This window comes from Serratia sp. CY37869 (genome assembly GCF_052168895.1).
GTDB lineage: Bacteria > Pseudomonadota > Gammaproteobacteria > Enterobacterales > Enterobacteriaceae > Serratia > Serratia ureilytica.
This window is the reverse complement of sequence record NZ_JBJNLU010000001.1, coordinates 527,632-549,321: the sequence shown is the minus strand read 5'-3', so window position 1 is coordinate 549,321 and position 21,690 is coordinate 527,632. Positions and strand designations below refer to the sequence as shown.

The window sequence follows — 21,690 nt, the reverse complement described above, 5'->3', positions numbered from 1 at the left end:
TTTTCAGGCCTCGCTGCGGTTGTAGCGTACCTGCTGGCTGTAATAAGCCAATGTCTGCTCCAGCGTCTCCAGCGTAACCGGTTTCGACAGGCAATTATCCATGCCCGCCTCGAGACAGCGCTGCTTCTCCTCCGCCAACGCGTTCGCCGTCACGCCGATCACCGGCGCGCTGAACTGCATCTCCCGCAGCGCCTGCGTCAGGCGATAGCCGTCCATGTTCGGCATATTGACGTCGGTCAACACAATATCGACGTGGTGCTGTTTCAGTACGGCGAGCGCGTCTACGCCGTCGTTGGCGGTCACCACCTGATACCCCAGCGACCCCAGCTGATCGGAAAGCAGACGACGGTTGATCGGATGATCGTCGACCACCAGCAGATGAATATCGCCGTTGTCCGCCGCGCTGGCCTTGGCGGGCACCGGCAGCTGCACCAGCGCCTCTGCCGCGCCGTTGCCGACGCCGAACAATCGGTTGATCAAGGTCAGCGTTTCACGCGGCGTAGAGGTGCTGTGCATCCAATAGCCTGGCCGGGTTTCCAGCGACGGGCCGATATGTTCGGTCGAGAACTGGATCTGAGCCAACAGCGGCGTGTTCAGCATCAGCGGATAGTCGCTGAGCATCACTTCGTCGGCGGCGGTCTCCTGCCCGTCATAGCGCTGGATATCGGCGCCGTAGCCGCCCAGAATCGCCATCAGGTAGCTTTCCAGCCGCTGATTGCGGATATCCAGCCACAGCCGCCGGCCCTGCCAGGTATCGCTGGCCTGCGGGATCGGGAACTGGGCGTTAAACAATGGAATGCGAATGCTGAACAAGCTGCCCAGCCCCGGTTCGGACTCGACGGAGACGTCGCCGTCCATCAGGTTGACCAATTTCTCGCAGATCGCCAGCCCCAAACCGGTGCCCTGGAAGTGGCGCTGCACGCCGGTGCCCACCTGGAAGAACGGATCGAACAGGCGTGAGATCTCCTTCTCCGGAATACCGACGCCGGTATCGCGCACGCTGAATTCCAGGTAGCTGCCGCGGGTGCAGACCTGCAGCACGATGCAGCCGGTATCGGTGAACTTGATGGCGTTGTTCACCAGGTTAGACAGCACCTGCTGCAGCCGCACCGGATCGCCGAAGATACGCTCCGGCACGTTTTGCTCGATAAAGCAGTACAGCCCCAAACGTTTCTTCACCACCAACGGCAAATAGTTGCCGGCGATATGGGTGATCACCTCCAGGCAGGAGAACTCACGCGGTTCAATCTTCAGCTGCTCGGACTCGATTTTGGAGAAGTCGAGGATATCGCTGATGATTTTCAGCAGCAGCCCGGAAGAGTTGTTCATCGCATTCACCAGCCGATCGACCCCTGGCGGTAACGCCTTGGTCTGCAGCAGATCGAGGTTGCCGATAATGCCGTACAGCGGCGTGCGCAGCTCATGGCTGACGGTGGCCAGGAACATCGATTTAGACTGGCTGGCCTGCTCCGCCGCCGCCGCCATCTCCTGCAGCGACTCTTCCATTTTCACGCGCGCGCTGACGTCCACCAGCACGCAGATCGCCACCTCTTCGTTACGGTAGCGCGAATGGACAAAGCTGATCTGCAGGTTATTGTTGTTGCTGGTCATCACATCGACGAAGTTCGCCTGCTGTTCGCAGATGATGCGCGTAATGCGATCGCGATCTTCGTGGGTCAACAGGTTGATGTAGTTGTGCGCCAGTTCGTTACTCAGAATATTGGTGCCGTCGCTGATGCGCAGGATACAGATGCCCACCGGCGCCGAGGCGACGATCTTGCGGTTGAACTGTTCGTGTTCTTCCAGCCGGAAGGCATTGTCCTCCGCCGGCAGGAACATCTTGCGCTCAAACAGCCACGCCAGCGTGAACAGCACGATAGCCGACAACAGGTTCAGCAACAGCGCATTGAGGATCAGCATCTTGAAGCGTTCCACCACGCTTTTCACCGGCAGCGCATAAACGATGCTCAGCGATGAAGGCGGCAGCGCTTTTTTCAGGATCAGATCGCGGTAGTTGTCGACATAACCGAAGTAAGCATGCTCTTCGGGGTAGCTGTTGAGCGCAGCGGCATAGCGATCGCCATCCGCCAGGCGCAGTATCGGATCGTTGTTTTCATCCAGCAGCGTGACGCCGATCGGCAGGTTGCCGGCGGTGACGAAATCTTCCAGCCGGACGGTTTGCTCGATGCCCAGCAGCGCCTCCAGCTTGTTGCCGATATAGAGAGGCGTCAGCACATACAGATAACCGATGTCAGGCCGCTGCGCGCTGGGGCTAATCCAATACAGGTTGTTGTCTTTGTCCAGATTCTTGGCGTTGCGGTATTTCAGAATGCGCTCGTGCAGCAGCTTCAGCATGTTTTCCCGGTTGGCGACCGCGTTGCCGCCGCCGAATTCCGCCAGACACAGGCTGTCGCCGCCGATAAAGAACACCCGGTTGAGATCGTAGGCCGCCACGAAGTTCTCTTTCCAATACTGGATCAGGCCGCTCAGCGAATCGAGTGAACTGCGGTAAGTGGCGCTCAGGGCGCAGTTAGACTCTGGATACAGCGGATAGAATTGCGGTGGGCTGCCCTTGCCGGGGATCACGCCGCTGAACATGTCCAGGCCGCTGACCGAACCGTTGAGGCGGTTTTCCGCCATGTACTTGATGTCGCGTATGATGTCGGCGGAATGGCGAATATAGCCCTGCGCCTGATCGAAATTGAGGTTGTACTCCTGGCGGATGTCCGATTCTTTCTGATGCAGGATATTCAGAATATAAAAGGTGGTGAGCAGCGCTCCCAACGACCACAGCAAAATCGCCAGCACCCGGAACAGATAGCGGGATATCTTCAGCGTAGTTCGAAAAGAGGCTAAATATTTCAATCGGATACCATACGAAAGTCAGTGGCGGCGCGCGTTGTCGCCGGCGCAGCGGCCGGCGGCTCGGTGCGCCAATTAAACCATATAACTGAAAAAGGGCCTAGCATCGCTGCCAGGCCCTTTTGTCTCAGTGCATTACGGTGTCGGCATGCCGACGCCCTCACCTTGCTTAAACGTTGTCGTCGTCCATCGGCTCAGCCGCGTCGTCGCCATCGTCCAGCGGCGTAGTGTCTTCTTCCACCGCTTCCGCGCCCGGTTCCAGGCTGTCCAGCTCTTCGTCTTCCACCGGCTCGGCCACGCGCTGCAGACCGACGACGTTTTCGTCTTCCGCCGTACGGATCAGCGTCACGCCCTGGGTGTTACGACCGACCACGCTGACTTCCGAAACGCGGGTACGCACCAGCGTGCCGGCATCGGTGATCATCATGATCTGGTCGCTGGTTTCCACCTGCACGGCGCCGACCACCTGGCCATTACGCTCGCTCACCTTGATGGAGATAACCCCCTGGGTGGCGCGTGACTTGGTCGGGTACTCGGTGACTGCAGTACGTTTACCGAAGCCGTTTTGCGTGACGGTCAGAATGTCGCCCTCGCCGCGCGGCACGATCAGCGAAATCACGCTGTCGCCTTCGCCGAGGTTGATGCCGCGCACGCCGGTCGCGGTACGGCCCATCGAACGCACCTGCGTTTCCGGGAAGCGCACCACTTTACCGTTGGCGGAGAACAGCATCACTTCGTTGGTGCCATCGGTCAGATCGACGCCGATCAGCTCGTCGCCCTCGTTGAGGTTGACGGCGATAATGCCGGCGCTGCGCGGACGGCTGAACTCGGTCAGCGCGGTTTTCTTCACGGTACCGCTGGCGGTGGCCATGAACACGTGACGCCCTTCTTCATACTCGCGCACCGGCAGAATGGCGGTGATACGCTCATCGGCTTCCAGCGGCAACAGGTTGACGATTGGGCGGCCGCGCGCGCCACGGCTGGCTTCAGGCAGTTGATACACCTTCATCCAGTACAGGCGGCCACGGCTGGAGAAGCACAGGATCGTATCGTGGGTGTTGGCCACCAGCAGGCGATCGATAAAGTCTTCTTCTTTAATACGCGCGGCGGACTTGCCTTTGCCGCCGCGGCGCTGCGCTTCATAGTCGGACAGCGGCTGATACTTCACATAGCCCTGGTGAGACAGGGTCACCACCACGTCTTCCTGGTTGATCAGGTCTTCGATGTTGATGTCGGAAGTATTGGCGGTGATCTCGGTGCGGCGGCCGTCGTTGTACAGCTCTTTGACCGCCACCAGCTCTTCGCGGATCACTTCCATCAGGCGCTCTGGGCTTTCCAGAATAAAGATCAGTTCGGCGATGAAGTTGAGCAGCTCTTTATATTCGTCCAGCAGCTTTTCGTGCTCCAGGCCGGTCAGTTTCTGCAGACGCAGATCCAGAATCGCCTGAGCCTGCTGCTCGGTCAGGTAGTACTTGCCGTCGCGGATGCCGAACTCCGGCTCCAGCCACTCAGGGCGAGCGGCGTCGTCACCGGCGCGTTCCAGCATGGCGCTGACGTTGCCCAGATCCCACGGCTGAGCCACCAGCGCGACTTTCGCTTCCGCAGGCGTCGGCGCACGGCGAATCAGCTCGATGATCGGATCGATGTTAGCCAACGCGATAGCCAGCGCTTCCAGGATATGGGCGCGGTCACGGGCCTTGCGCAGTTCGAAGATGGTGCGGCGGGTGACCACTTCGCGGCGGTGGCGCACGAAGGCTTCGAGGATATCTTTCAGGTTCAGCAGCTTAGGCTGCCCCTGATGCAGCGCGACCATGTTGATGCCGAAGGTAACCTGCAGCTGCGTCAGCGCATACAGGTTGTTCAGCACCACTTCGCCGACCGCGTCGCGTTTGACTTCGATCACGATGCGCATGCCGTCTTTATCGGACTCGTCACGCAGCGCGCTGATGCCTTCTACGCGTTTTTCTTTCACCAGCTCGGCGATCTTTTCGATCAGACGCGCCTTGTTCACCTGATACGGGATCTCGTGAACGATGATGGTTTCGCGGCCGGTTTTGGCGTCGGCTTCCACTTCCGCGCGCGCGCGCAGGTAGACTTTGCCGCGCCCGGTGCGGTAGGCCTCTTCAATGCCGCGACGGCCGTTGATGATCGCCGCCGTCGGGAAGTCCGGCCCCGGGATGTGTTCCATCAGCCCTTCGATGCTGATGTTTTCATCATCGATATAGGCCAGGCAGCCGTTGACGACTTCAGCCAGGTTGTGCGGCGGAATATTGGTGGCCATGCCCACGGCGATGCCCGACGAGCCGTTGACCAGCAGGTTCGGGATCTTGGTCGGCATAACGGCCGGGATCTGCTCGGTGCCATCATAGTTAGGCACGAAGTCGACGGTTTCTTTTTCCAGATCCGCCAACAGTTCGTGAGCAATCTTGGACATGCGCACTTCGGTATAACGCATCGCCGCGGCGGAGTCGCCGTCGACGGAACCGAAGTTACCCTGACCGTCCACCAGCATGTAGCGCAGTGAAAACGGCTGAGCCATACGCACGATAGTGTCGTAAACCGCGCTGTCACCGTGCGGGTGATATTTACCGATCACGTCCCCGACGACACGGGCCGATTTCTTGTATGGTTTATTCCAGTCGTTACCCAATACACTCATCGCGTAAAGAACGCGGCGGTGAACCGGCTTCAGTCCATCACGAACATCTGGCAGCGCACGTCCGACAATAACGGACATCGCGTAGTCCAGATACGAGTTTTTCAACTCGTCTTCGATGTTTACCGGTGTGATTTCTCTGGCAAGGTCGCTCATGGAGCTGCTATCCCTCTACTAATGATTCATCTGCCCGCTGCCATAGTGGCAAAGGTGTAAAACTATATCACAAAGCACGCTTTACGGGAAAATAACCGCCGCTGTTTCACGGAAATTGTACAGATTAGTGCGCTAAAAACGCATCGACGCAGACGATGCCGCGCCGGAACATGTATAATCCGCGCAACGAGAACAAGGAGCCAGACAAGCCCATGAACGCAGAATCATCCAGCCGAGTGCAAAACGTTGACCACCAGGAAATCGCCAAGTTCGAGGCCGTCGCCTCCCGCTGGTGGGATCTGGAAGGCGAGTTCAAACCGCTGCACCGCATCAACCCGCTGCGCCTGAACTACATCATGCAGCGCGCCGGCGGCATTTTTGACAAGCAGGTGCTCGACGTGGGCTGCGGCGGCGGCATTCTGGCGGAAAGCATGGCGCGCGAAGGCGCCGAAGTGACCGGTCTGGACATGGGCGGGGAGCCGCTGCAGGTCGCCCGGCTGCACGCGCTGGAAAGCGGCGTGAACGTGACTTACGTGCAGGAGACGGTGGAAAGCCACGCTCAGGCCAACCCGCAGCGCTACGACGTGGTCACCTGCATGGAAATGCTGGAGCACGTGCCCGATCCGGCCTCGGTGGTGCGCGCCTGCGCCCAACTGGTGAAACCGGGCGGCCACGTGTTCTTTTCCACCATCAACCGCAACACCAAAGCCTGGCTGATGGCGGTGATCGGCGCGGAGTACGTGCTGAAGATGGTGCCGCAGGGCACCCACGATCATAAGAAGTTTATTCGCCCTTCCGAACTGATCGGCTGGGTCGACGGCACGCCGCTGCGCGAAAAGCACATGATCGGCCTGCATTACAACCCGATCACCGATCATTTCAAGCTTGGGCGCAACGTTGACGTGAACTACATGGTGCACACCCAGCACGAAGGCTGAGCGCTGTAAACCGCGCCGGCCCTGCGTTATCGGGGTTCGGCGCCAACGCGCTGTTAGGAAAAATACCTAATTTCCGCGACTTCGATCAAAATCGTGGTTGTAGACAGTTTTTTAGAATATTAAATCAGATCAATATGCCGTTTTTTTCTAACGTTTAATAAAACGCCAAACGATCGGTTTTTTCAGTTTTTCAGTAAAATCTGATCTCGCTTATTGACAAGCTTGTCACGCCAGTCACGGCGCGCACTGCGAACGGCAAGTTACATTTCACCCCCAAGTTATCCACAAATTAGGCCGGTTTTGTTCACTTGCAAACGCCGTTTTTTCTCACTATCTTGTTACCTCACCGACATACAACCCCTATATATAGTGTTTACATACTGAGCAGAGCGACTACACTTCTGCTTAGGGGCACCATACGGACAGGTAAAACACCACATGAACCAAAGTCTGCTTGTAACTAAACGCGATGGCCGTAAAGAGCGCATCAACCTCGACAAAATCCACCGGGTCATCGATTGGGCCGCAGAAGGATTGCACAACGTCTCGGTTTCTCAAGTAGAGTTGCGTTCCCACATTCAGTTTTATGACGGCATCAAAACCGCCGACATTCACGAAACCATCATCAAAGCCGCTGCCGATCTGATCTCCCGCGATGCGCCGGACTATCAGTACCTGGCCGCTCGCCTGGCGATCTTCCACCTGCGTAAAAAGGCTTACGGCCAGTTCGAACCGCCGAAGCTGCACGCTCACGTGACCCGCATGGTCGAGATGGGCAAATACGATAAACATCTGCTGGAAGACTACAGCGCTGAAGAGTTCGAGCAGATGGACTCCTTTATCGATCACTGGCGCGACATGAACTTCTCTTATGCCGCCGTCAAGCAGCTGGAAGGCAAGTATCTGGTGCAGAACCGCGTCAGCGGCGAGATCTACGAAAGCGCCCAGTTCCTGTACATGCTGGTGTCCGCTTGCCTGTTCTCCAACTACCCGCGTGAAACTCGTCTGGACTACGTCAAACGTTTCTACGACGCGATTTCCACCTTCAAGATTTCGCTGCCTACGCCGATCATGTCCGGCGTGCGCACCCCAACCCGCCAGTTCAGCTCCTGCGTGCTGATCGAGTGCGGCGACAGTCTGGACTCCATCAACGCTACCTCCAGCGCCATTGTGAAATACGTTTCGCAACGCGCCGGCATCGGCATCAACGCCGGCCGCATCCGCGCGCTGGGCAGCCCGATCCGTGGCGGTGAAGCCTTCCATACCGGCTGCATCCCGTTCTACAAACACTTCCAGACCGCCGTCAAATCCTGCTCACAGGGCGGCGTGCGCGGTGGCGCGGCAACGCTGTTCTACCCGATGTGGCACCTGGAAGTGGAAAGCCTGCTGGTGCTGAAAAACAACCGCGGCGTTGAAGGCAACCGCGTGCGCCACATGGACTACGGCGTGCAGTTGAACCGTCTGATGTACCAGCGCCTGATCAAAGGCGAAGACATCACCCTGTTCAGCCCGTCCGACGTGCCGGGGTTGTATGACGCGTTCTTCGCCGATCAGGACGAATTCGAGCGCCTGTACACCCAGTACGAGAAAGACGACAGCATTCGCCAGAAGCGCGTGAAAGCGGTTGAGCTGTTCTCGCTGATGATGCAAGAACGCGCCTCTACCGGCCGTATCTATATCCAGAACGTCGACCACTGCAACACCCACAGCCCGTTCGATCCGCAGATCGCGCCGGTGCGCCAGTCCAACCTGTGTCTGGAAATCGCCCTGCCGACCAAGCCGCTGGAAGACGTCAACGACGAAAACGGCGAGATCGCGCTGTGCACCCTGTCCGCCTTCAACCTGGGCGCGATCGACAGCCTGGACGATCTGGAAGAGCTGGCGACCCTGGCGGTACGTTCGCTGGACGCCCTGCTGGATTATCAGGATTATCCGATCAAGGCCGCGCACCGTGGCGCAATGGGTCGCCGCACCCTGGGCATCGGCGTCATCAACTTCGCCTATTATCTGGCGAAGAACGGCGTGCGCTACTCCGACGGCAGCGCCAACAACCTGACCCACAAGACGTTCGAAGCCATTCAGTACTACCTGCTGAAAGCCTCCAACCGTCTGGCGCAGGAACAAGGCGCTTGCCCGTGGTTCAACGAAACCACCTATTCGCAGGGCATCCTGCCGATCGACACCTACAAGAAAGACCTGGATGCGATCTGCAGCGAGCCGCTGCACTACGACTGGGAAACCCTGCGTAAAGAGATCCAGGAAACCGGTCTGCGCAACTCGACGCTGTCCGCCCTGATGCCGTCGGAAACCTCTTCGCAGATTTCCAACGCCACCAACGGCATCGAGCCGCCGCGCGGCCACATCAGCATCAAGGCGTCGAAAGACGGCATCCTGCGCCAGGTGGTGCCGGAGTATGAGCGTCTGAAAGACAACTACGAGCTGCTGTGGGAAATGCCGAGCAACGACGGCTATCTGCAGCTGGTGGGGCTGATGCAGAAATTCATCGACCAGTCGATTTCGGCCAACACCAACTACGATCCGACCCGCTTCCCGGGCGGCAAGGTGCCGATGAAGCAGCTGTTGAAAGACCTGCTCACCACCTACAAGTTCGGCGTGAAAACGCTGTACTACCAAAACACCCGCGACGGTGCGGAAGACGCCCAGGAAGATTTGCAGCCTGCCAAGGCCGGCGATGACGACTGCGAAAGCGGCGCCTGCAAGATCTAAAGTTTGACCTAGCGGGCCGGAATTTTCCGGCCCCTTCATTTAGCCACGTTACGATGGATTCAGGCTTATGGCTTACACCACTTTTTCTCAGACCAAAAACGACCAGCTGCAAGAGCCGATGTTCTTCGGCCAGTCGGTAAACGTTGCGCGTTTCGACCAGCAAAAGCATGAAATCTTCGAAAAACTGATCGAAAAACAGCTCTCCTTCTTCTGGCGCCCGGAAGAGGTTGACGTTTCCCGCGATCGCATCGATTACCAGGCGCTGCCGGAGCATGAGAAGCACATCTTCATCAGCAACCTGAAGTATCAGACCCTGCTGGACTCCATCCAGGGCCGCAGCCCGAACGTCGCCCTGCTGCCGCTGATCTCGATCCCTGAGCTGGAAACCTGGGTGGAAACCTGGTCGTTCTCCGAGACTATCCACTCCCGTTCCTACACCCACATCATCCGCAACATCGTCAACGATCCGGCGCTGGTGTTCGACGACATCGTCACCAACGAAGAGATCAAGAAGCGCGCGAAAGACATTTCCGGCTACTACGACGATCTGATCGAGATGACCAGCTACTATCACCTGCTGGGTGAAGGCACCCACCAGGTGAACGGTAAAACCGTCACCGTCAATCTGCGTGCGCTGAAGAAGCAGCTGTACCTGTGCCTGATGAGCGTGAACGCGCTGGAAGCGATCCGCTTCTACGTCAGCTTTGCCTGCTCCTTCGCTTTCGCCGAGCGCGAATTGATGGAAGGCAACGCCAAAATCATCAAACTGATCGCCCGCGACGAAGCGCTGCACCTGACCGGCACCCAGCACATGCTGAACCTGATGCGTTCCGGCGCCGACGATCCTGAAATGGCGGAGATCGCCGAGGAATGTCAGCAGCAGTGCTACGATCTGTTCGTGTTGGCCGCCCAGCAGGAGAAAGAGTGGGCGGAATACCTGTTCCGCGACGGCTCGATGATTGGCCTGAACAAAGACATCCTGTGCCAGTATGTGGAATACATCACCAATATCCGCATGCAGGCGGTCGGCCTTGGTCTGCCGTTCGAAACCCGCTCCAACCCGATCCCGTGGATCAATGCCTGGTTGGTGTCCGACAACGTGCAGGTAGCGCCGCAGGAAGTGGAAGTGAGCTCTTACCTGGTTGGCCAGATCGACTCGGAGATCAACGCCGACGACCTGAGCGACTTCGAACTGTAAGCGATGGCGACGCCTACCGTAACGCTGCGCGCCGCCGGCACGCAGCTCTCTTGCCCTAACAGTGAAAACTGCCTGCTCGACGTGCTGGAACTGCACGACGTGCAGGTGGAGTACCAATGCCGCTCCGGCTATTGCGGCGCCTGCCGCCTGAAGCTGGTGAAAGGCGAAGTGGCCTACCGCCAACAGCCGCTGGCGTTTATCAACGCCGGCGAAATCCTGCCCTGCTGCTGCATGCCGCTGACGGATATCGAGCTGGAAATGTAAAGTCGGGTGCCGGAAACCGCGCCTGGAGACCAGAAGGCGGGGTTGCCCCCGCCCTAGGATTACCGCTTCACCTCACACGCCAACCTGATCAGGATAGTGATATTTTCCTGGTAGATTTTCAGCTCGCACAGCGAGTCTCTTATCATCCAGATAAATAACAAAACCGTAATACATACAACGGTTAGCGAGTGAAACACATGCCTTAAGCGCATGCTTGCCTCCTTGCTGTGAAGGGGCTACCATACCGGTGTCTAGGCGGTATGTGCAGCCCCATTCTGATTGAGAGTCAGTCTGGGGCTTTCATCTATCCGCCTTGTCACACAATGCCCAAGACGAACAGTCTCAAGCACCCGTCAAGAGAGTAACAGCATTCCCTCACCGCGAATATCCCCTATAAGATTATGATTAATCAGGGATATATAACTATCCTCAAAGTATTTCGCTTAGCGCCCCTTTCCCGCCGATGTGGAAAAATAACGCGCCGGGGAATCGCCGAAGGCTTTACGAAACATGGCGATAAAATTGCTCGGCGAGGCATACCCCAGCGCCTCCGCAATCTGCAGCACCGTTTCGCCTTCGGCCAGCTTCGCCAACGCATATGACAACCGAGCCTGCTGACGCCACTGGGCAAAACTCAACCCCGTCTCGCCGATCATCAGCCGCCGCAGGGTACGCGGCGACATCGCCCCCCATTCAGCCCACGCCTCCAGTGAACGTTCGCTCCCCGGTTGCGCCAGCAAGGCCTGCAGAACGCCGGCCAGGCGCGGATGGGACGACATCGGTAAATACAGCGGCTCCGTCGGCGCCAGCCGTATCTCGTCACGCATCACCTGCGCCATACGCTCCTGCTCCAGGGTTAGCGCGCTGCGTTTGTCCCAACCTTCCGCACGCTGAGCCAGCGCCTGCAGCACTGCGCTGATGCCGATAACGCAAGGTGTATTCGACAAATCGTGGCAGGCCTCCGGCGCCAGCAGCAAACTCCAGCCGCTCAGCGCGCCGCAAACCTGCACCCGGTGCTCCGTCGCCGGCGGGATCCAACCCGCCCGCTGAGGCGGCAGCACCCAATCGCCCTGCGCCGTGCTTACATGCAGCAAACCGCTTTCAACGCACAGCAACTGCCCGCGCACATGCTGATGCCAGTCGTATTCGCGCGTGCCCAACCGATACTCCCGGCCTGCCGCGTCACGGCCGCCAAGGGCGATCAACCAGGGGCCCGCCGACCATTCGCTGCAGTCAGCATCGAGGGCGTGAAGGTTCGCATTCATATTGGCCACTAATCACTATTTTTAGTCCAGATACCGTTATACCAACCTTTTCCTGCACCGACATAATGAAATGCTTCCGGCCGCGACCGTCTGCGGCCACTGACTCACGAGGGAACATGATGACAACACTCAGCATTGGCATTATCGGTGCAGGGCCCGGCGGCCTGTGTCTGGCTCAGGGACTGCGCCGCTTTGGCATCCATGCCACGGTGTTTGAACGCGACACCACACCGCAAGCACGCGATCAGGGCTACCGGCTGCGCATCGATCCGTCGGGCCAGCAGGCGCTGGCCGCCTGCCTGCCGCCGGCGCACTACCGCTTGCTCTGCGCCGGCAGCGCGCAAAACAGCGGCGAGAGCAATCTATGGGATCCGCAGCTTGCCCCACTCACCGGCCGGCGCCCCGAGCACTGGTTGCCCTCCAGCCAGCACCAAACGCAAGAACCGAGCGGCGATCTCGGCATCCATCGCCAAACGCTGCGCGAGATCCTGCTTGCCGGCCTGCAAGACCGGGTGCGTTTCGGCCATACCTTGCGTGAATTTGCACAAACGCCGCAGGGTGTGGAACTTCAGTTCGCCAACGGCGAACACGTGCGGGTCGATGTGCTGATCGCCGCCGACGGCGTCAACTCGCTGGTGCGGCGGCGCTGCCTGCCCGAGGCGGGGCCAGAAGACAGCGGTGCGGTCACCCTCTACGGCAAAACGCCGCTCGATGCGGCGACCCGGGCCCAATTGGCCCCTGAGCTGCTGAACGGCGTATCGGTGATCTTCGCCGACGGCGTGTCGCTGGTGGTTGAGCCGATGCGCTTTCAGGCCCCCATGGCGCAACTGGCGGCCGACTACGCGCCCGATTGCCGCCTCTCGCCGGTCGACGACTATCTCTATTGGGCCTGTATCGGTTCGGCTGAACGTCTCGGCGGAGCCCCGGGACTGGAGGAGAACACCGCGTTGCAGGCGCGCGTACGGCATATCTCGCAAGGATGGGCGCCCGCCTTGCAAACGGCGTTAGCGCTGGCGGATCCCCTGTCGCTCAGCGTGCGGACGGTGCAGGTTACGGCGGCGATGCCGGAATGGCACAGCGAACGCATCGCCTTTCTCGGCGACGCCGTGCACGCCATGAGCCCGGCAGGTGGGCTCGGCGCCAACACCGCGCTGGTAGACGCCGCCAGCCTGGCGGCGCATCTGGCGCACTCAGACAGCGCCGCGCAGGCGCTCAGGAACTACGGTACAGAGCTGCAAACGCGAGGCGCGGCGGCAATACATCTTTCACGCCTGGCGTCCGAACGGCTACAACAAAACAGTGAGGCAGACAACTCAGCGCCATGAGCGTCACTCGATAATTTCCACCACCTCCAGCCAGGCGTTTTTACCGCACGCCTGGCCCCCATTCAGCCAACGGCGCAGCATATCCAGCGCCAGCATCGCCACCGACTCCTGCCGCAGCCGCAGCCCGTGGCGCGACGCGCGATAACGCACGGTCTGGCCAATCCCGCCGCGCGGCGTGTGCAGCGCAATGCTCACCTGCTCATCGCGCATGGCGCTGACCGCCAACGCCAACGGCGCGCCGGTCAATTCCGCCAGCGAGCGGGCGCGCGCCAGCGTCGTTTCCAGCGTTTCGATGCAGTGGGCCGGCAGCAGCTCTCCCCCCGCCAGCGGCGCGCCTTCGCTCTGCAGCTGCAGGTTGATCAAGCCGCCGCTGAATTGCTCGCTCAACGCCAGCTTCAGCCCTTGCTGATTCAAGCGCTGCGTCAGCGTCGCCGGCAACCCGACGGTGCCTTCGAAGATGCAGTTGTCCCCCGCTACCTCGCGCACGCGTCGCCAGGCCAGCTCCATCTCCGCGCGCCGGCTTTCCGGCCCGGTCAGCTTCAGCTCAATGATCGGGCTGGACGAGCGGTAACCCAGCACCACGTCCGGCGGCAGCGGCAGGCTGTCCAGTTCGGCGGCCAGATCGCTCTCGGAGGTACCGAACGTCGTCAGACGCAGGCACAGCGGCGGCGCCGGCAAAGTGAAGCGCTGGCGCAGACGCGGCACGATCTGCTGTTCGACCATCACTTTAAATTCCGAAGGCACGCCGGGGGTGAAGAACATCAGGCATTGGTTCAGCTGCAACGCGAAACCGCAGGCGGTGCCCACCGGGTTATCCAGCATTTCCGCATTGGCCGGGATCTGCGCCTGCTTTCGATTCGAAGGTGCCATCGGCCGCCCGCGCTCGGCGAAATAGGCTTCCATACGCGCCAGCCAGTCAGACCGTTCAATCAGCTCTACGCCGCAGGCTTTCGCGGCGGCCAGCGCGCTCAAATCGTCGCTGGTCGGCCCCAGGCCGCCGTTGACGATCAGCACATCGGCGATATGGCTGCGTTCCTGCAGGATCTCGATCAAAGCAGAGAGGCTGTCCCCTACCGTTTCCCGCCCGCTCATCGGCACGCCCTGCTGGAACAGGTAGTCCGCCAGCCAGGCGGCGTTGGTATCAATAATTTGCCCGTGCAGCACCTCATCGCCGGTGCTGAGCATCTCCACCCTTAACATTGATCTCTCCCACATTTTTTGGTCATTCCACTATAGAAGCCCGTAAATAACTTTTCACTAGCCGCCGTCGGATTATTTCCGCCATCGCGTCGTTCATCATGCGCCATGCCGCCCGCAAGGTCGTAAACTTTAATTTACAACTCGCGTAACGCCGGTTTGACACAAATTAGGGCTTCCACTATCCTGCCATCCTCATAAATCGTTACCTATAATTTTCAAAATCTTTCGGCTGGTAGAGAAAAAACGTGAAGAATCGCACTCTTGGCAGTGTTTTTATCGTGGCGGGCACCACCATTGGCGCCGGGATGCTGGCGATGCCGCTGGCGGCGGCCGGCGTCGGTTTCGGCGTCACGCTGGCCTTACTGGTCGGGCTGTGGCTGTTGATGTGTTACACCGCGCTGTTACTGGTGGAGGTTTACCAGCATGAGCAGGCGGATACCGGTCTGGGCACGCTCGCCAAACGTTATCTCGGCGGCGGCGGCCAGTGGCTGACCAGCTTTAGCATGATGTTCCTGATGTACGCCCTCACCGCCGCCTACATTAGCGGCGCCGGCGAACTGCTCGCCACCAGCATCAGCCAATGGACATCGCAGGACTTCCCGGTGTCGCTCGGCGTCCTGCTGTTCACCCTGGTGGCCGGCGGCGTGGTGTGCATCGGCACCCACTCGGTCGACTTGTTCAACCGCATCCTTTTCAGCGCGAAAGTGGTGTTTCTGGTGGTGATGCTCGGCCTGATGTTGCCGAATATCCACCAGACCAATCTGATGACGTTGCCGCTGGAGCAAGGCCTGGCGTTATCGGCCATTCCGGTGATCTTCACCTCATTCGGCTTCCACGGCAGCGTGCCGAGCATCGTCAACTACATGGGCGGCAACATTCGCAAACTGCGTTGGGTGTTCATCATCGGCAGCGCCATCCCGCTGATCGCCTATATCTTCTGGCAGCTGGCAACGCTGGGCAGTATCAGCTCCGACACCTTCGTCGGCATTCTGGCGCAGCAGGCCGGGCTGAATGGCCTGTTGCAGGCGGTGCGTGATGCAGTAGCTTCGCCGCACGTTGAACTGGCGGTGCACCTGTTCGCCGATCTGGCGCTGGCGACCTCGTTCCTCGGCGTTGCGCTTGGGCTGTTCGATTTCCTGGCTGACCTGTTCAAGCGGCAAGATAACGTGCGTGGCCGCCTGCAAACCGGCGCCATCACCTTCCTGCCGCCGCTGGCCTTCGCGCTGTTCTATCCGCGCGGTTTCGTGCTGGCGTTGGGTTTCGCCGCCATCGCCCTGTCGGTGCTGGCGCTGCTGCTGCCTTCGCTGCTGGTGTGGAAAACTCGCCAAAAGCATCAGGCGCAGTATCGCGTCTGGGGCGGCACCCCTGCGCTGGCGCTGGTGTTTGTCTGTGGGGTAACGGTGATCGCCATCCAACTGGGCATCGCCAGCGGCATGCTGCCGGCGGTCGGGTAAGCGACGAAAGACAAAGAATGATAAAGAGAAAGGGGCCGCAATGGCCCCTTTTTGCTGAGCGTCAGAAGCTCAGACCGACACCGACATAAGGGCCATCGGCCAGGGTGTTGTCGCGACGCCCGTCTTTGCCTTCCATCTGCATGTAACGGTAGCCCACGTCCACGCTCAGCGGACGGAACTTCCAGCGCAGGCCGCCGCTGGCTTCGTTATAGGCCTTCACGCCGCTGGTGAAAGACTCAGGGGCAAAGTAACCTTCGCCGTGCAGGCTGAAGTAACGGTTAATTTCCCACTCCAGGCCGCCGCCCAGCGCCACCGCCCCGCCGCTTTTCCCGTCTTTCGGGCTGAGGTACAGCGCTTTGGCGCCCACGGTCGCCGTCAACGGCCCCAGCGGCACGCCGAAGTTCAACCCCACGCTGCCGACGTTGCCGTCGTGGTCGCTGCGCGCCCAGTTGCCGGTCAGGCCCAGACCTGAAGAGCCGGTGCTCATACCAACGCCCAGGTTGGTGTAGTGTTGCCCGGCTTCGCCCGACACGCTGATGGCGTTCGCCGCGCCGGTCACAAACAGCAATCCTGCCGCGCACGCGACCCAAGTCTTTTTCATCATTTTTCCCTCTGGTTTGTCATCCGTACCGAATGATCGAATCAACGCAAAATAATAACGTCATGAGTCTATACCAAAGCGCAATGAGTATTTAAGGGATAAAAGCGAAAAAATTCTTCAATAATCAAATGAATGTAAAAATTTGCAAACAAAAATCCATATTCGTCAAGGCGATGCCAACGATAACCGAGACCTATTTGCCGTCGCTCGGCAATAGGGCTACAACTAGTAGTGGCTTTGACCAAGGTCAGGGGAAGAAGCCCCGCCAAAGGACTATGCTGATGAACGCTTAAACCGCCCGAGTCTTTACTTAACTGCACTACGATAAGGAGCAAGTGATGAGCAAGAAAGGACTGACCACCGCAGCCGGCGCCCCGGTTGTCGATAACAATAACGTGATCACCGCGGGCAAACGCGGCCCGATGCTGTTGCAGGACGTGTGGTTCCTGGAAAAACTGGCCCACTTCGACCGCGAGGTCATCCCCGAGCGCCGCATGCACGCCAAAGGATCCGGCGCCTACGGCACCTTTACCGTCACCCATGACATCACCCGCTACACGCGCGCCAAGATCTTCTCCGAAATCGGTAAGCAGACCGAAATGTTTATCCGCTTCTCCACCGTCGCCGGTGAGCGCGGCGCGGCCGACGCCGAACGCGACATTCGCGGTTTCGCCATGAAGTTCTATACCGAAGAAGGCAACTGGGATTTGGTGGGCAACGATACGCCGGTGTTCTATCTGCGCGATCCGCTGAAATTCCCCGATCTTAATCACGTGGTGAAACGCGATCCGCATACCAACCTGCGTAATCCGGTGTACAAGTGGGATTTCTTCTCTCACCTGCCGGAATCGCTGCACCAGCTGACCATCGACTTCAGCGATCGCGGCATTCCCAAGTCCTACCGCCACATGCACGGTTTCGGCAGCCACACCTTCAGCTTTATCAATGCCGCCAACGAGCGTTTCTGGGTGAAATTCCACTTCCGCTGCGAACAAGGCATTGAAAACCTGATGGATGAAGAAGCGGAAGCGATCATCGCCAAGGATCGCGAAAGCTCACAGCGCGATTTGTTCGATGCGATCAAACGCGGCGACTTCCCGCGCTGGAAACTGCAGATCCAGATCATGCCGGAACACGAAGCCTCGCAGACGCCGTATAACCCGTTCGATCTGACCAAGGTCTGGCCGCACGGCGACTACCCGCTGATCGACGTCGGCTTTTTCGAGCTGAACCGCAACCCCGACAACTACTTCTCCGAGGTTGAGCAGGTGGCGATGAACCCCGCTAACGTGGTGCCGGGCATCAGTTTCTCGCCGGATAAAATGCTGCAGGGCCGCCTGTTCTCCTATGGCGATGCGCACCGCTACCGCCTGGGCGTCAACCACCACCAGATCCCGGTGAACAGCGCCAAATGCCCGTTCCACAACTATCATCGCGACGGCGCGATGCGCGTGGACGGCAACAGCGGCAACGGCGCAACCTACGAACCGAACAGCTTTGGCCTGTTCCAAGAGCAGCCGGACTTCAGCGAACCGCCGCTGAGCATTGAAGGCGCGGCCGACCACTGGAATCATCGTGAAGACGACGATTACTACAGCCAGCCGCGCGCGCTGTTCAACCTGCTGAGCGCCGAAGAGCACCAGCGCATGTTCACCCGCATCGCCGGCGAACTGTCGCAGGTGCCGGAACACATCCAGCGCCGTCAGGTCGAGCTGTTCACCAAGGTGCACCCGGACTACGGCGCCGGCGTCGCCAAGGCGTTGGGACTGAAATAACCCGTCGTCATCATTCGCTCAGCCGCCCTTTCGGGCGGCTTTTTTTATGCCTGACGCAGGCGCTCCGCCACCCACGCCTGCAACCGGCGGCGCGAAATCTTGATGCCGCCGTTTTTCAGCTCGTCAGGCAGCGGAAGCAATGCCGTCGGGCGTTGGAAATTGGCGAGCTTATCCTGCGACCAGGCGAGCAGCGTCGCCAGCGACAGCGACGGATCGCCGTCGATCACCGCCACCGGCCGCTGACCGAATTCGGCGTCCGCCACCGGCACCACAAACGCCTGCGTGATCTGCGGATGCGCCGCCAGCACGCGTTCGATATCTTCCGGCTGCACCCCTTCGCCGCCGCTGAAAAACAGGTTGTCCAGCCGGCCGAGAATTCGCAGTTCCCCCTCGATCATCGCGCCGCGATCGCGGGTCGGGAACCAGCCCTGCTCATCGGCCAACGGCTGCAGATGGCCATGACGCCAGTAGCCAAGCGCCAGGCTGTCGGCGCGGATCCAGACCTCTTCATCCACCAGTTTTACCTCGCGGCCGCCGAGCGGCAGGCCGACGCCCGCCCGCGCATCGGCACGCTTGGCGCACACCGTGGAGGCCAGTTCGGTCAGCCCGTAGCCGCACCAGCAACGGATCCCCGCCGCCTCCGCCCGTTCGGTCAGTTCCACCGGGATCATCGCGCCGCCGAGCAGCACCGCCTTCAGCGTCATGCCCGCCAGCGGTTGCGCCAGCAGCCGCCACAGCTGGGTCGGCACCAACGAGGCATGCGTGCATCCCGCCAACGCCTCGTTCAGCGGGTGCATCTCGCGCACCGCCAACCGGGCGCCCGCCGCCAGCCAGCGCCAGACAATGCCCTGTCCGGAGACGTGAAACAGCGGCAATGACAGCAGCCAGCAATCCTCGCGCTGAAACGCCATCAGCTCCAACACCCCGGCGGCGCTGGCCAGATGGTTGGCATAGCTGTGCGCGGCCGCTTTCGGCATGCCGCTGGAACCGGAGGTCAACGTCAGCGTCGCCAGACGCTGCGCATCCCACGTCGGCAGGTCTGGCCAACGCGGCTCGGTCGACGGCGGGGTCAATCGAATCACGTCTTCCGGCAGCGCCGGCAACGAGTCCGGGCCGAAGACAAAGGTCATATCCAATTCCGGCAACAGCTGCGCCAGCAGCGGCGTCGGCAAGGCGGGATTGAGCGGCAACAGGCGTGCGCCGCACTGCAACAGCGCCAGATAGGCCAGCAGCAGTGGATAGCTGTTTTTACCGCACAGCGCCACGCCGTAGCCCGGTTCAACGCCCTGATGCTGGAAATCCGCCGCAAGCTCATCCACCTGGCTCTGCAACGCCAGCCAGCTCAGCGGTTGTTCGCCGAGCATCAGCGCCGTCGCCTGCGGCTGAGTGCGCGCCCAGTGTCGCCACGGCCAATCGTTCAACGGCGCCATAGGCACTCCAGCGCCGAGACATCCAGCAGCGGCAACGCGCTGCCCGGCCACGGGCGCAGCACCTGCGCCTGCATCAACCCCAGCGTGTCCAGGCCCGGCACGGTATCCGGCGTCAGCCAATGGGCGATGCGCGCCAGTTGAGTCAACCCCAGGCTGGATTCGAGGCTGGAGCTGATCACCGCCGTCAGGCCCGCCGCGTGCGCCTGCGCCACCAGCGTCTGGCAACGCGCCAGGCTGCCGACCAGCGTCGGCTTGATCACGATAGCCGCCACGCCCGGCTCGGCCTGCACCACAAAGTCCGCCTCCCGCACGCTCTCATCCCAGGCGATGGCGATACCGGTCGCCCGGGCGAAGTCGCGCGATTCATCACGGGTCTTGCAGGGCTCTTCCAGGAAGGCGATGCGATCGCGCCACGCCGGGTTAACGTACATGGCGAAGCCGTCGGCCTTGGCGCGGGTCCAGCTGCGGTTGGCGTCCAGCCGCAGCCGCAGATCCGGCAGCGCCTCCAGCAACACGTTGACGATCATGCCGTCCCGCACCGCCTCATACAGCCCCACCTTCACCTTGGCGACTTTCTCGCCCGGCAAAGCGCTCAATGTCTCGAACAGCTCATCCGGATCGCCGGTGCACAGCGGCGCCTTGCGAAAATCCGCCTGCATCGGCAAACGCTGCTCCAGCTCGGCCTGCGCACAGCTGAGCCCAAAGGCCACCGAGGGCAGCGCGCTGTGCTCCGGTTCGTTGCCCGCCAACCACGCCTGCAGCCAGCCCAACGCGGCCTGTTCGGCCTGCGCCGGCGTTTCCCGGCTGAATTCCGGCAGCGGCGCGATCTCGCCCCAACCTTCACGCTCGCCCTGACACAGCTGCACCACCCATCCGTCACGCGTTTTCAACCGTTGATTGCGCAGCACCACGCCCGCCTCCATCGGCAGGCTGTAACGGTATAGCGCCGCGCTGCGGTTTGCCCCGCTCATTACGGGTTACGCTTGAATTTGCTGAAGTCCGGTTGGCGCTTCTCGTTGAACGCGTTGCGCCCTTCCTGCCCTTCGTCGGTCATGTAGAACAGCATGGTGGCGTTGCCCGCCAGCTCCTGCAAACCGGCCTGGCCGTCGCAGTCGGCATTCAGCGCCGCCTTCAGGCAGCGCAGCGCCATCGGGCTGTTCTGCAGCATTTCGCGGCACCAGCGCACCGTCTCTTTTTCCAGATCGGCCAGCGGCACGACGGTATTGACCAGGCCCATGTCCAGCGCGGCGGCGGCGTCGTACTGGCGGCACAGGAACCAGATTTCGCGCGCCTTCTTCTGGCCGACGATGCGCGCCATGTAAGACGCGCCCCAGCCGCCGTCGAACGAGCCCACTTTCGGGCCGGTCTGGCCGAAGATGGCGTTATCCGCCGCGATGGTCAGATCGCACATCATGTGCAGCACGTGGCCGCCGCCGATCGAATAGCCGGCCACCATCGCCACCACCGGCTTCGGGCAGGTGCGGATCTGGCGCTGGAAGTCCAGCACGTTGAGGTGATGTACGCCGCTGTCGTCGCGATAGCCGCCGTAGTCGCCGCGCACTTTCTGATCGCCGCCGGAGCAGAAGGCCTTATCGCCGGCGCCGGTCAGAATAATGACGCCGATGCCGTCGTCGTAACGGGCGTTGGCCAGCGCGTCGATCATCTCTTTGACCGTTTGCGGACGAAACGCGTTGCGCACCTGCGGCCGGTTGATGGTGATTTTGGCGATGCCGTCGGCGGACTTGTGATACAGAATGTCTTCGAAATCGCCGGTGCAATCCTGCCAGGCGATAGCGGCATACAGGTGTTCTTCATTCGGATAAAGCATGTTCGGTTCCT

General features: G+C 60.4%; 16 protein-coding genes. 7 read left to right on the top strand and 9 right to left on the bottom strand.

The window, feature by feature from the left end:
- Positions 1-3: 3 nt before the first annotated feature.
- The gene (gene rcsC / locus ACJ8J1_RS02740; RefSeq protein ID WP_033643839.1) at positions 4-2,865 is read right to left on the bottom strand and encodes a two-component system sensor histidine kinase RcsC; all 2,862 of its coding nucleotides are present in this window, start codon (positions 2,863-2,865) and stop codon (positions 4-6) included.
- A 166-nt stretch (positions 2,866-3,031) separates the two neighbouring features.
- Positions 3,032-5,674 carry a DNA topoisomerase (ATP-hydrolyzing) subunit A gene (gene gyrA, locus ACJ8J1_RS02735; RefSeq protein WP_033643840.1) on the bottom strand — a complete coding sequence of 881 codons (2,643 nt, stop codon included), beginning with the start codon at positions 5,672-5,674 and terminating at the stop codon, positions 3,032-3,034.
- A gap of 212 nt (positions 5,675-5,886) precedes the next feature.
- Between gyrA and ubiG the strand changes: the two genes are divergently transcribed.
- From ubiG to yfaE, 4 genes are all read left to right on the top strand, one after another.
- Complete coding sequence (ubiG, locus tag ACJ8J1_RS02730; RefSeq protein WP_033644327.1) at positions 5,887-6,612, top strand: bifunctional 2-polyprenyl-6-hydroxyphenol methylase/3-demethylubiquinol 3-O-methyltransferase UbiG; 726 nt, start codon at positions 5,887-5,889, stop codon at positions 6,610-6,612.
- A gap of 438 nt (positions 6,613-7,050) precedes the next feature.
- Positions 7,051-9,339 carry a class 1a ribonucleoside-diphosphate reductase subunit alpha gene (gene nrdA / locus ACJ8J1_RS02725; RefSeq protein WP_033632525.1) on the top strand — a complete coding sequence of 763 codons (2,289 nt, stop codon included), beginning with the start codon at positions 7,051-7,053 and terminating at the stop codon, positions 9,337-9,339.
- A gap of 67 nt (positions 9,340-9,406) precedes the next feature.
- On the top strand, positions 9,407-10,537 hold the full coding sequence (gene nrdB, locus ACJ8J1_RS02720) for a class Ia ribonucleoside-diphosphate reductase subunit beta (protein WP_019453694.1): 1,131 nt from the start codon (positions 9,407-9,409) through the stop codon (positions 10,535-10,537).
- A gap of 3 nt (positions 10,538-10,540) precedes the next feature.
- A complete protein-coding gene (yfaE, locus tag ACJ8J1_RS02715) occupies positions 10,541-10,801 on the top strand; it encodes a class I ribonucleotide reductase maintenance protein YfaE (RefSeq protein WP_015378558.1) in 261 nt (86 codons plus the stop codon).
- A 59-nt stretch (positions 10,802-10,860) separates the two neighbouring features.
- On the opposite strand, the gene ACJ8J1_RS02710 is transcribed toward yfaE, so the two are convergent.
- Complete coding sequence (locus ACJ8J1_RS02710; RefSeq protein ID WP_004935921.1) at positions 10,861-11,013, bottom strand: Hok/Gef family protein; 153 nt, start codon at positions 11,011-11,013, stop codon at positions 10,861-10,863.
- Between the two features lie 231 nt (positions 11,014-11,244).
- On the bottom strand, positions 11,245-12,066 hold the full coding sequence (locus tag ACJ8J1_RS02705; protein ID WP_033643841.1) for an AraC family transcriptional regulator: 822 nt from the start codon (positions 12,064-12,066) through the stop codon (positions 11,245-11,247).
- Between the two features lie 116 nt (positions 12,067-12,182).
- Between ACJ8J1_RS02705 and ACJ8J1_RS02700 the strand changes: the two genes are divergently transcribed.
- On the top strand, positions 12,183-13,391 hold the full coding sequence (locus ACJ8J1_RS02700) for an FAD-dependent oxidoreductase (protein WP_229597900.1): 1,209 nt from the start codon (positions 12,183-12,185) through the stop codon (positions 13,389-13,391).
- A gap of 3 nt (positions 13,392-13,394) precedes the next feature.
- Here ACJ8J1_RS02700 and ACJ8J1_RS02695 read toward each other — a convergent pair whose 3' ends face one another.
- Positions 13,395-14,591 (bottom strand): nicotinamide mononucleotide deamidase-related protein YfaY, encoded by a 1,197-nt coding sequence (locus ACJ8J1_RS02695; RefSeq protein ID WP_033643843.1) that lies wholly within the window; start codon positions 14,589-14,591, stop codon positions 13,395-13,397.
- Positions 14,592-14,836: 245 nt separating this feature from the next.
- Here ACJ8J1_RS02695 and tyrP point away from each other — a divergent pair, with 245 nt between their 5' ends.
- Complete coding sequence (gene tyrP, locus ACJ8J1_RS02690) at positions 14,837-16,045, top strand: tyrosine transporter TyrP (RefSeq protein WP_004935940.1); 1,209 nt, start codon at positions 14,837-14,839, stop codon at positions 16,043-16,045.
- Between the two features lie 61 nt (positions 16,046-16,106).
- Here the strand turns inward: tyrP and ACJ8J1_RS02685 are convergent, their stop codons facing one another.
- Positions 16,107-16,646: a YfaZ family outer membrane protein gene (locus ACJ8J1_RS02685; RefSeq protein ID WP_033643844.1), complete on the bottom strand. Its 540-nt coding sequence runs from the start codon at positions 16,644-16,646 to the stop codon at positions 16,107-16,109.
- A gap of 338 nt (positions 16,647-16,984) precedes the next feature.
- Between ACJ8J1_RS02685 and katA the strand changes: the two genes are divergently transcribed.
- Positions 16,985-18,421 carry a catalase KatA gene (gene katA / locus ACJ8J1_RS02680; RefSeq protein WP_033643845.1) on the top strand — a complete coding sequence of 479 codons (1,437 nt, stop codon included), beginning with the start codon at positions 16,985-16,987 and terminating at the stop codon, positions 18,419-18,421.
- A gap of 44 nt (positions 18,422-18,465) precedes the next feature.
- Here katA and menE read toward each other — a convergent pair whose 3' ends face one another.
- The 3 genes from menE to menB are packed head-to-tail and all read right to left on the bottom strand — an operon-like array spanning position 18,466 to position 21,679.
- Positions 18,466-19,851 (bottom strand): o-succinylbenzoate--CoA ligase, encoded by a 1,386-nt coding sequence (gene menE / locus ACJ8J1_RS02675; RefSeq protein WP_033643846.1) that lies wholly within the window; start codon positions 19,849-19,851, stop codon positions 18,466-18,468.
- Positions 19,839-20,822 carry an o-succinylbenzoate synthase gene (menC, locus tag ACJ8J1_RS02670; protein WP_442520318.1) on the bottom strand — a complete coding sequence of 328 codons (984 nt, stop codon included), beginning with the start codon at positions 20,820-20,822 and terminating at the stop codon, positions 19,839-19,841. The genes menE and menC overlap by 13 nt, the downstream gene beginning before the upstream one ends.
- Positions 20,822-21,679: a 1,4-dihydroxy-2-naphthoyl-CoA synthase gene (gene menB / locus ACJ8J1_RS02665; protein ID WP_033639797.1), complete on the bottom strand. Its 858-nt coding sequence runs from the start codon at positions 21,677-21,679 to the stop codon at positions 20,822-20,824. Before menB ends, menC begins: the two co-directional genes overlap by 1 nt.
- Positions 21,680-21,690: the final 11 nt, after the last annotated feature.

Excerpts from the sequence above, each read along its gene's own strand:
- gyrA (WP_033643840.1), bottom strand. The coding sequence starts at position 5,674 with ATGAGCGACCTTGCCAGAGAAATCACACCGGTAAACATCGAAGACGAG.
- ubiG (WP_033644327.1), top strand. The coding sequence starts at position 5,887 with ATGAACGCAGAATCATCCAGCCGAGTGCAAAACGTTGACCACCAGGAA.
- nrdA (WP_033632525.1), top strand. The coding sequence starts at position 7,051 with ATGAACCAAAGTCTGCTTGTAACTAAACGCGATGGCCGTAAAGAGCGC.
- nrdB (WP_019453694.1), top strand. The coding sequence starts at position 9,407 with ATGGCTTACACCACTTTTTCTCAGACCAAAAACGACCAGCTGCAAGAG.
- yfaE (WP_015378558.1), top strand. The coding sequence starts at position 10,541 with ATGGCGACGCCTACCGTAACGCTGCGCGCCGCCGGCACGCAGCTCTCT.
- ACJ8J1_RS02710 (WP_004935921.1), bottom strand. The coding sequence starts at position 11,013 with ATGCGCTTAAGGCATGTGTTTCACTCGCTAACCGTTGTATGTATTACG.
- ACJ8J1_RS02705 (WP_033643841.1), bottom strand. The coding sequence starts at position 12,066 with ATGAATGCGAACCTTCACGCCCTCGATGCTGACTGCAGCGAATGGTCG.
- ACJ8J1_RS02700 (WP_229597900.1), top strand. The coding sequence starts at position 12,183 with ATGATGACAACACTCAGCATTGGCATTATCGGTGCAGGGCCCGGCGGC.
- ACJ8J1_RS02695 (WP_033643843.1), bottom strand. The coding sequence starts at position 14,591 with ATGTTAAGGGTGGAGATGCTCAGCACCGGCGATGAGGTGCTGCACGGG.
- ACJ8J1_RS02685 (WP_033643844.1), bottom strand. The coding sequence starts at position 16,646 with ATGAAAAAGACTTGGGTCGCGTGCGCGGCAGGATTGCTGTTTGTGACC.
- katA (WP_033643845.1), top strand. The coding sequence starts at position 16,985 with ATGAGCAAGAAAGGACTGACCACCGCAGCCGGCGCCCCGGTTGTCGAT.
- menE (WP_033643846.1), bottom strand. The coding sequence starts at position 19,851 with ATGGCGCCGTTGAACGATTGGCCGTGGCGACACTGGGCGCGCACTCAG.
- menC (WP_442520318.1), bottom strand. The coding sequence starts at position 20,822 with ATGAGCGGGGCAAACCGCAGCGCGGCGCTATACCGTTACAGCCTGCCG.
- menB (WP_033639797.1), bottom strand. The coding sequence starts at position 21,679 with ATGCTTTATCCGAATGAAGAACACCTGTATGCCGCTATCGCCTGGCAG.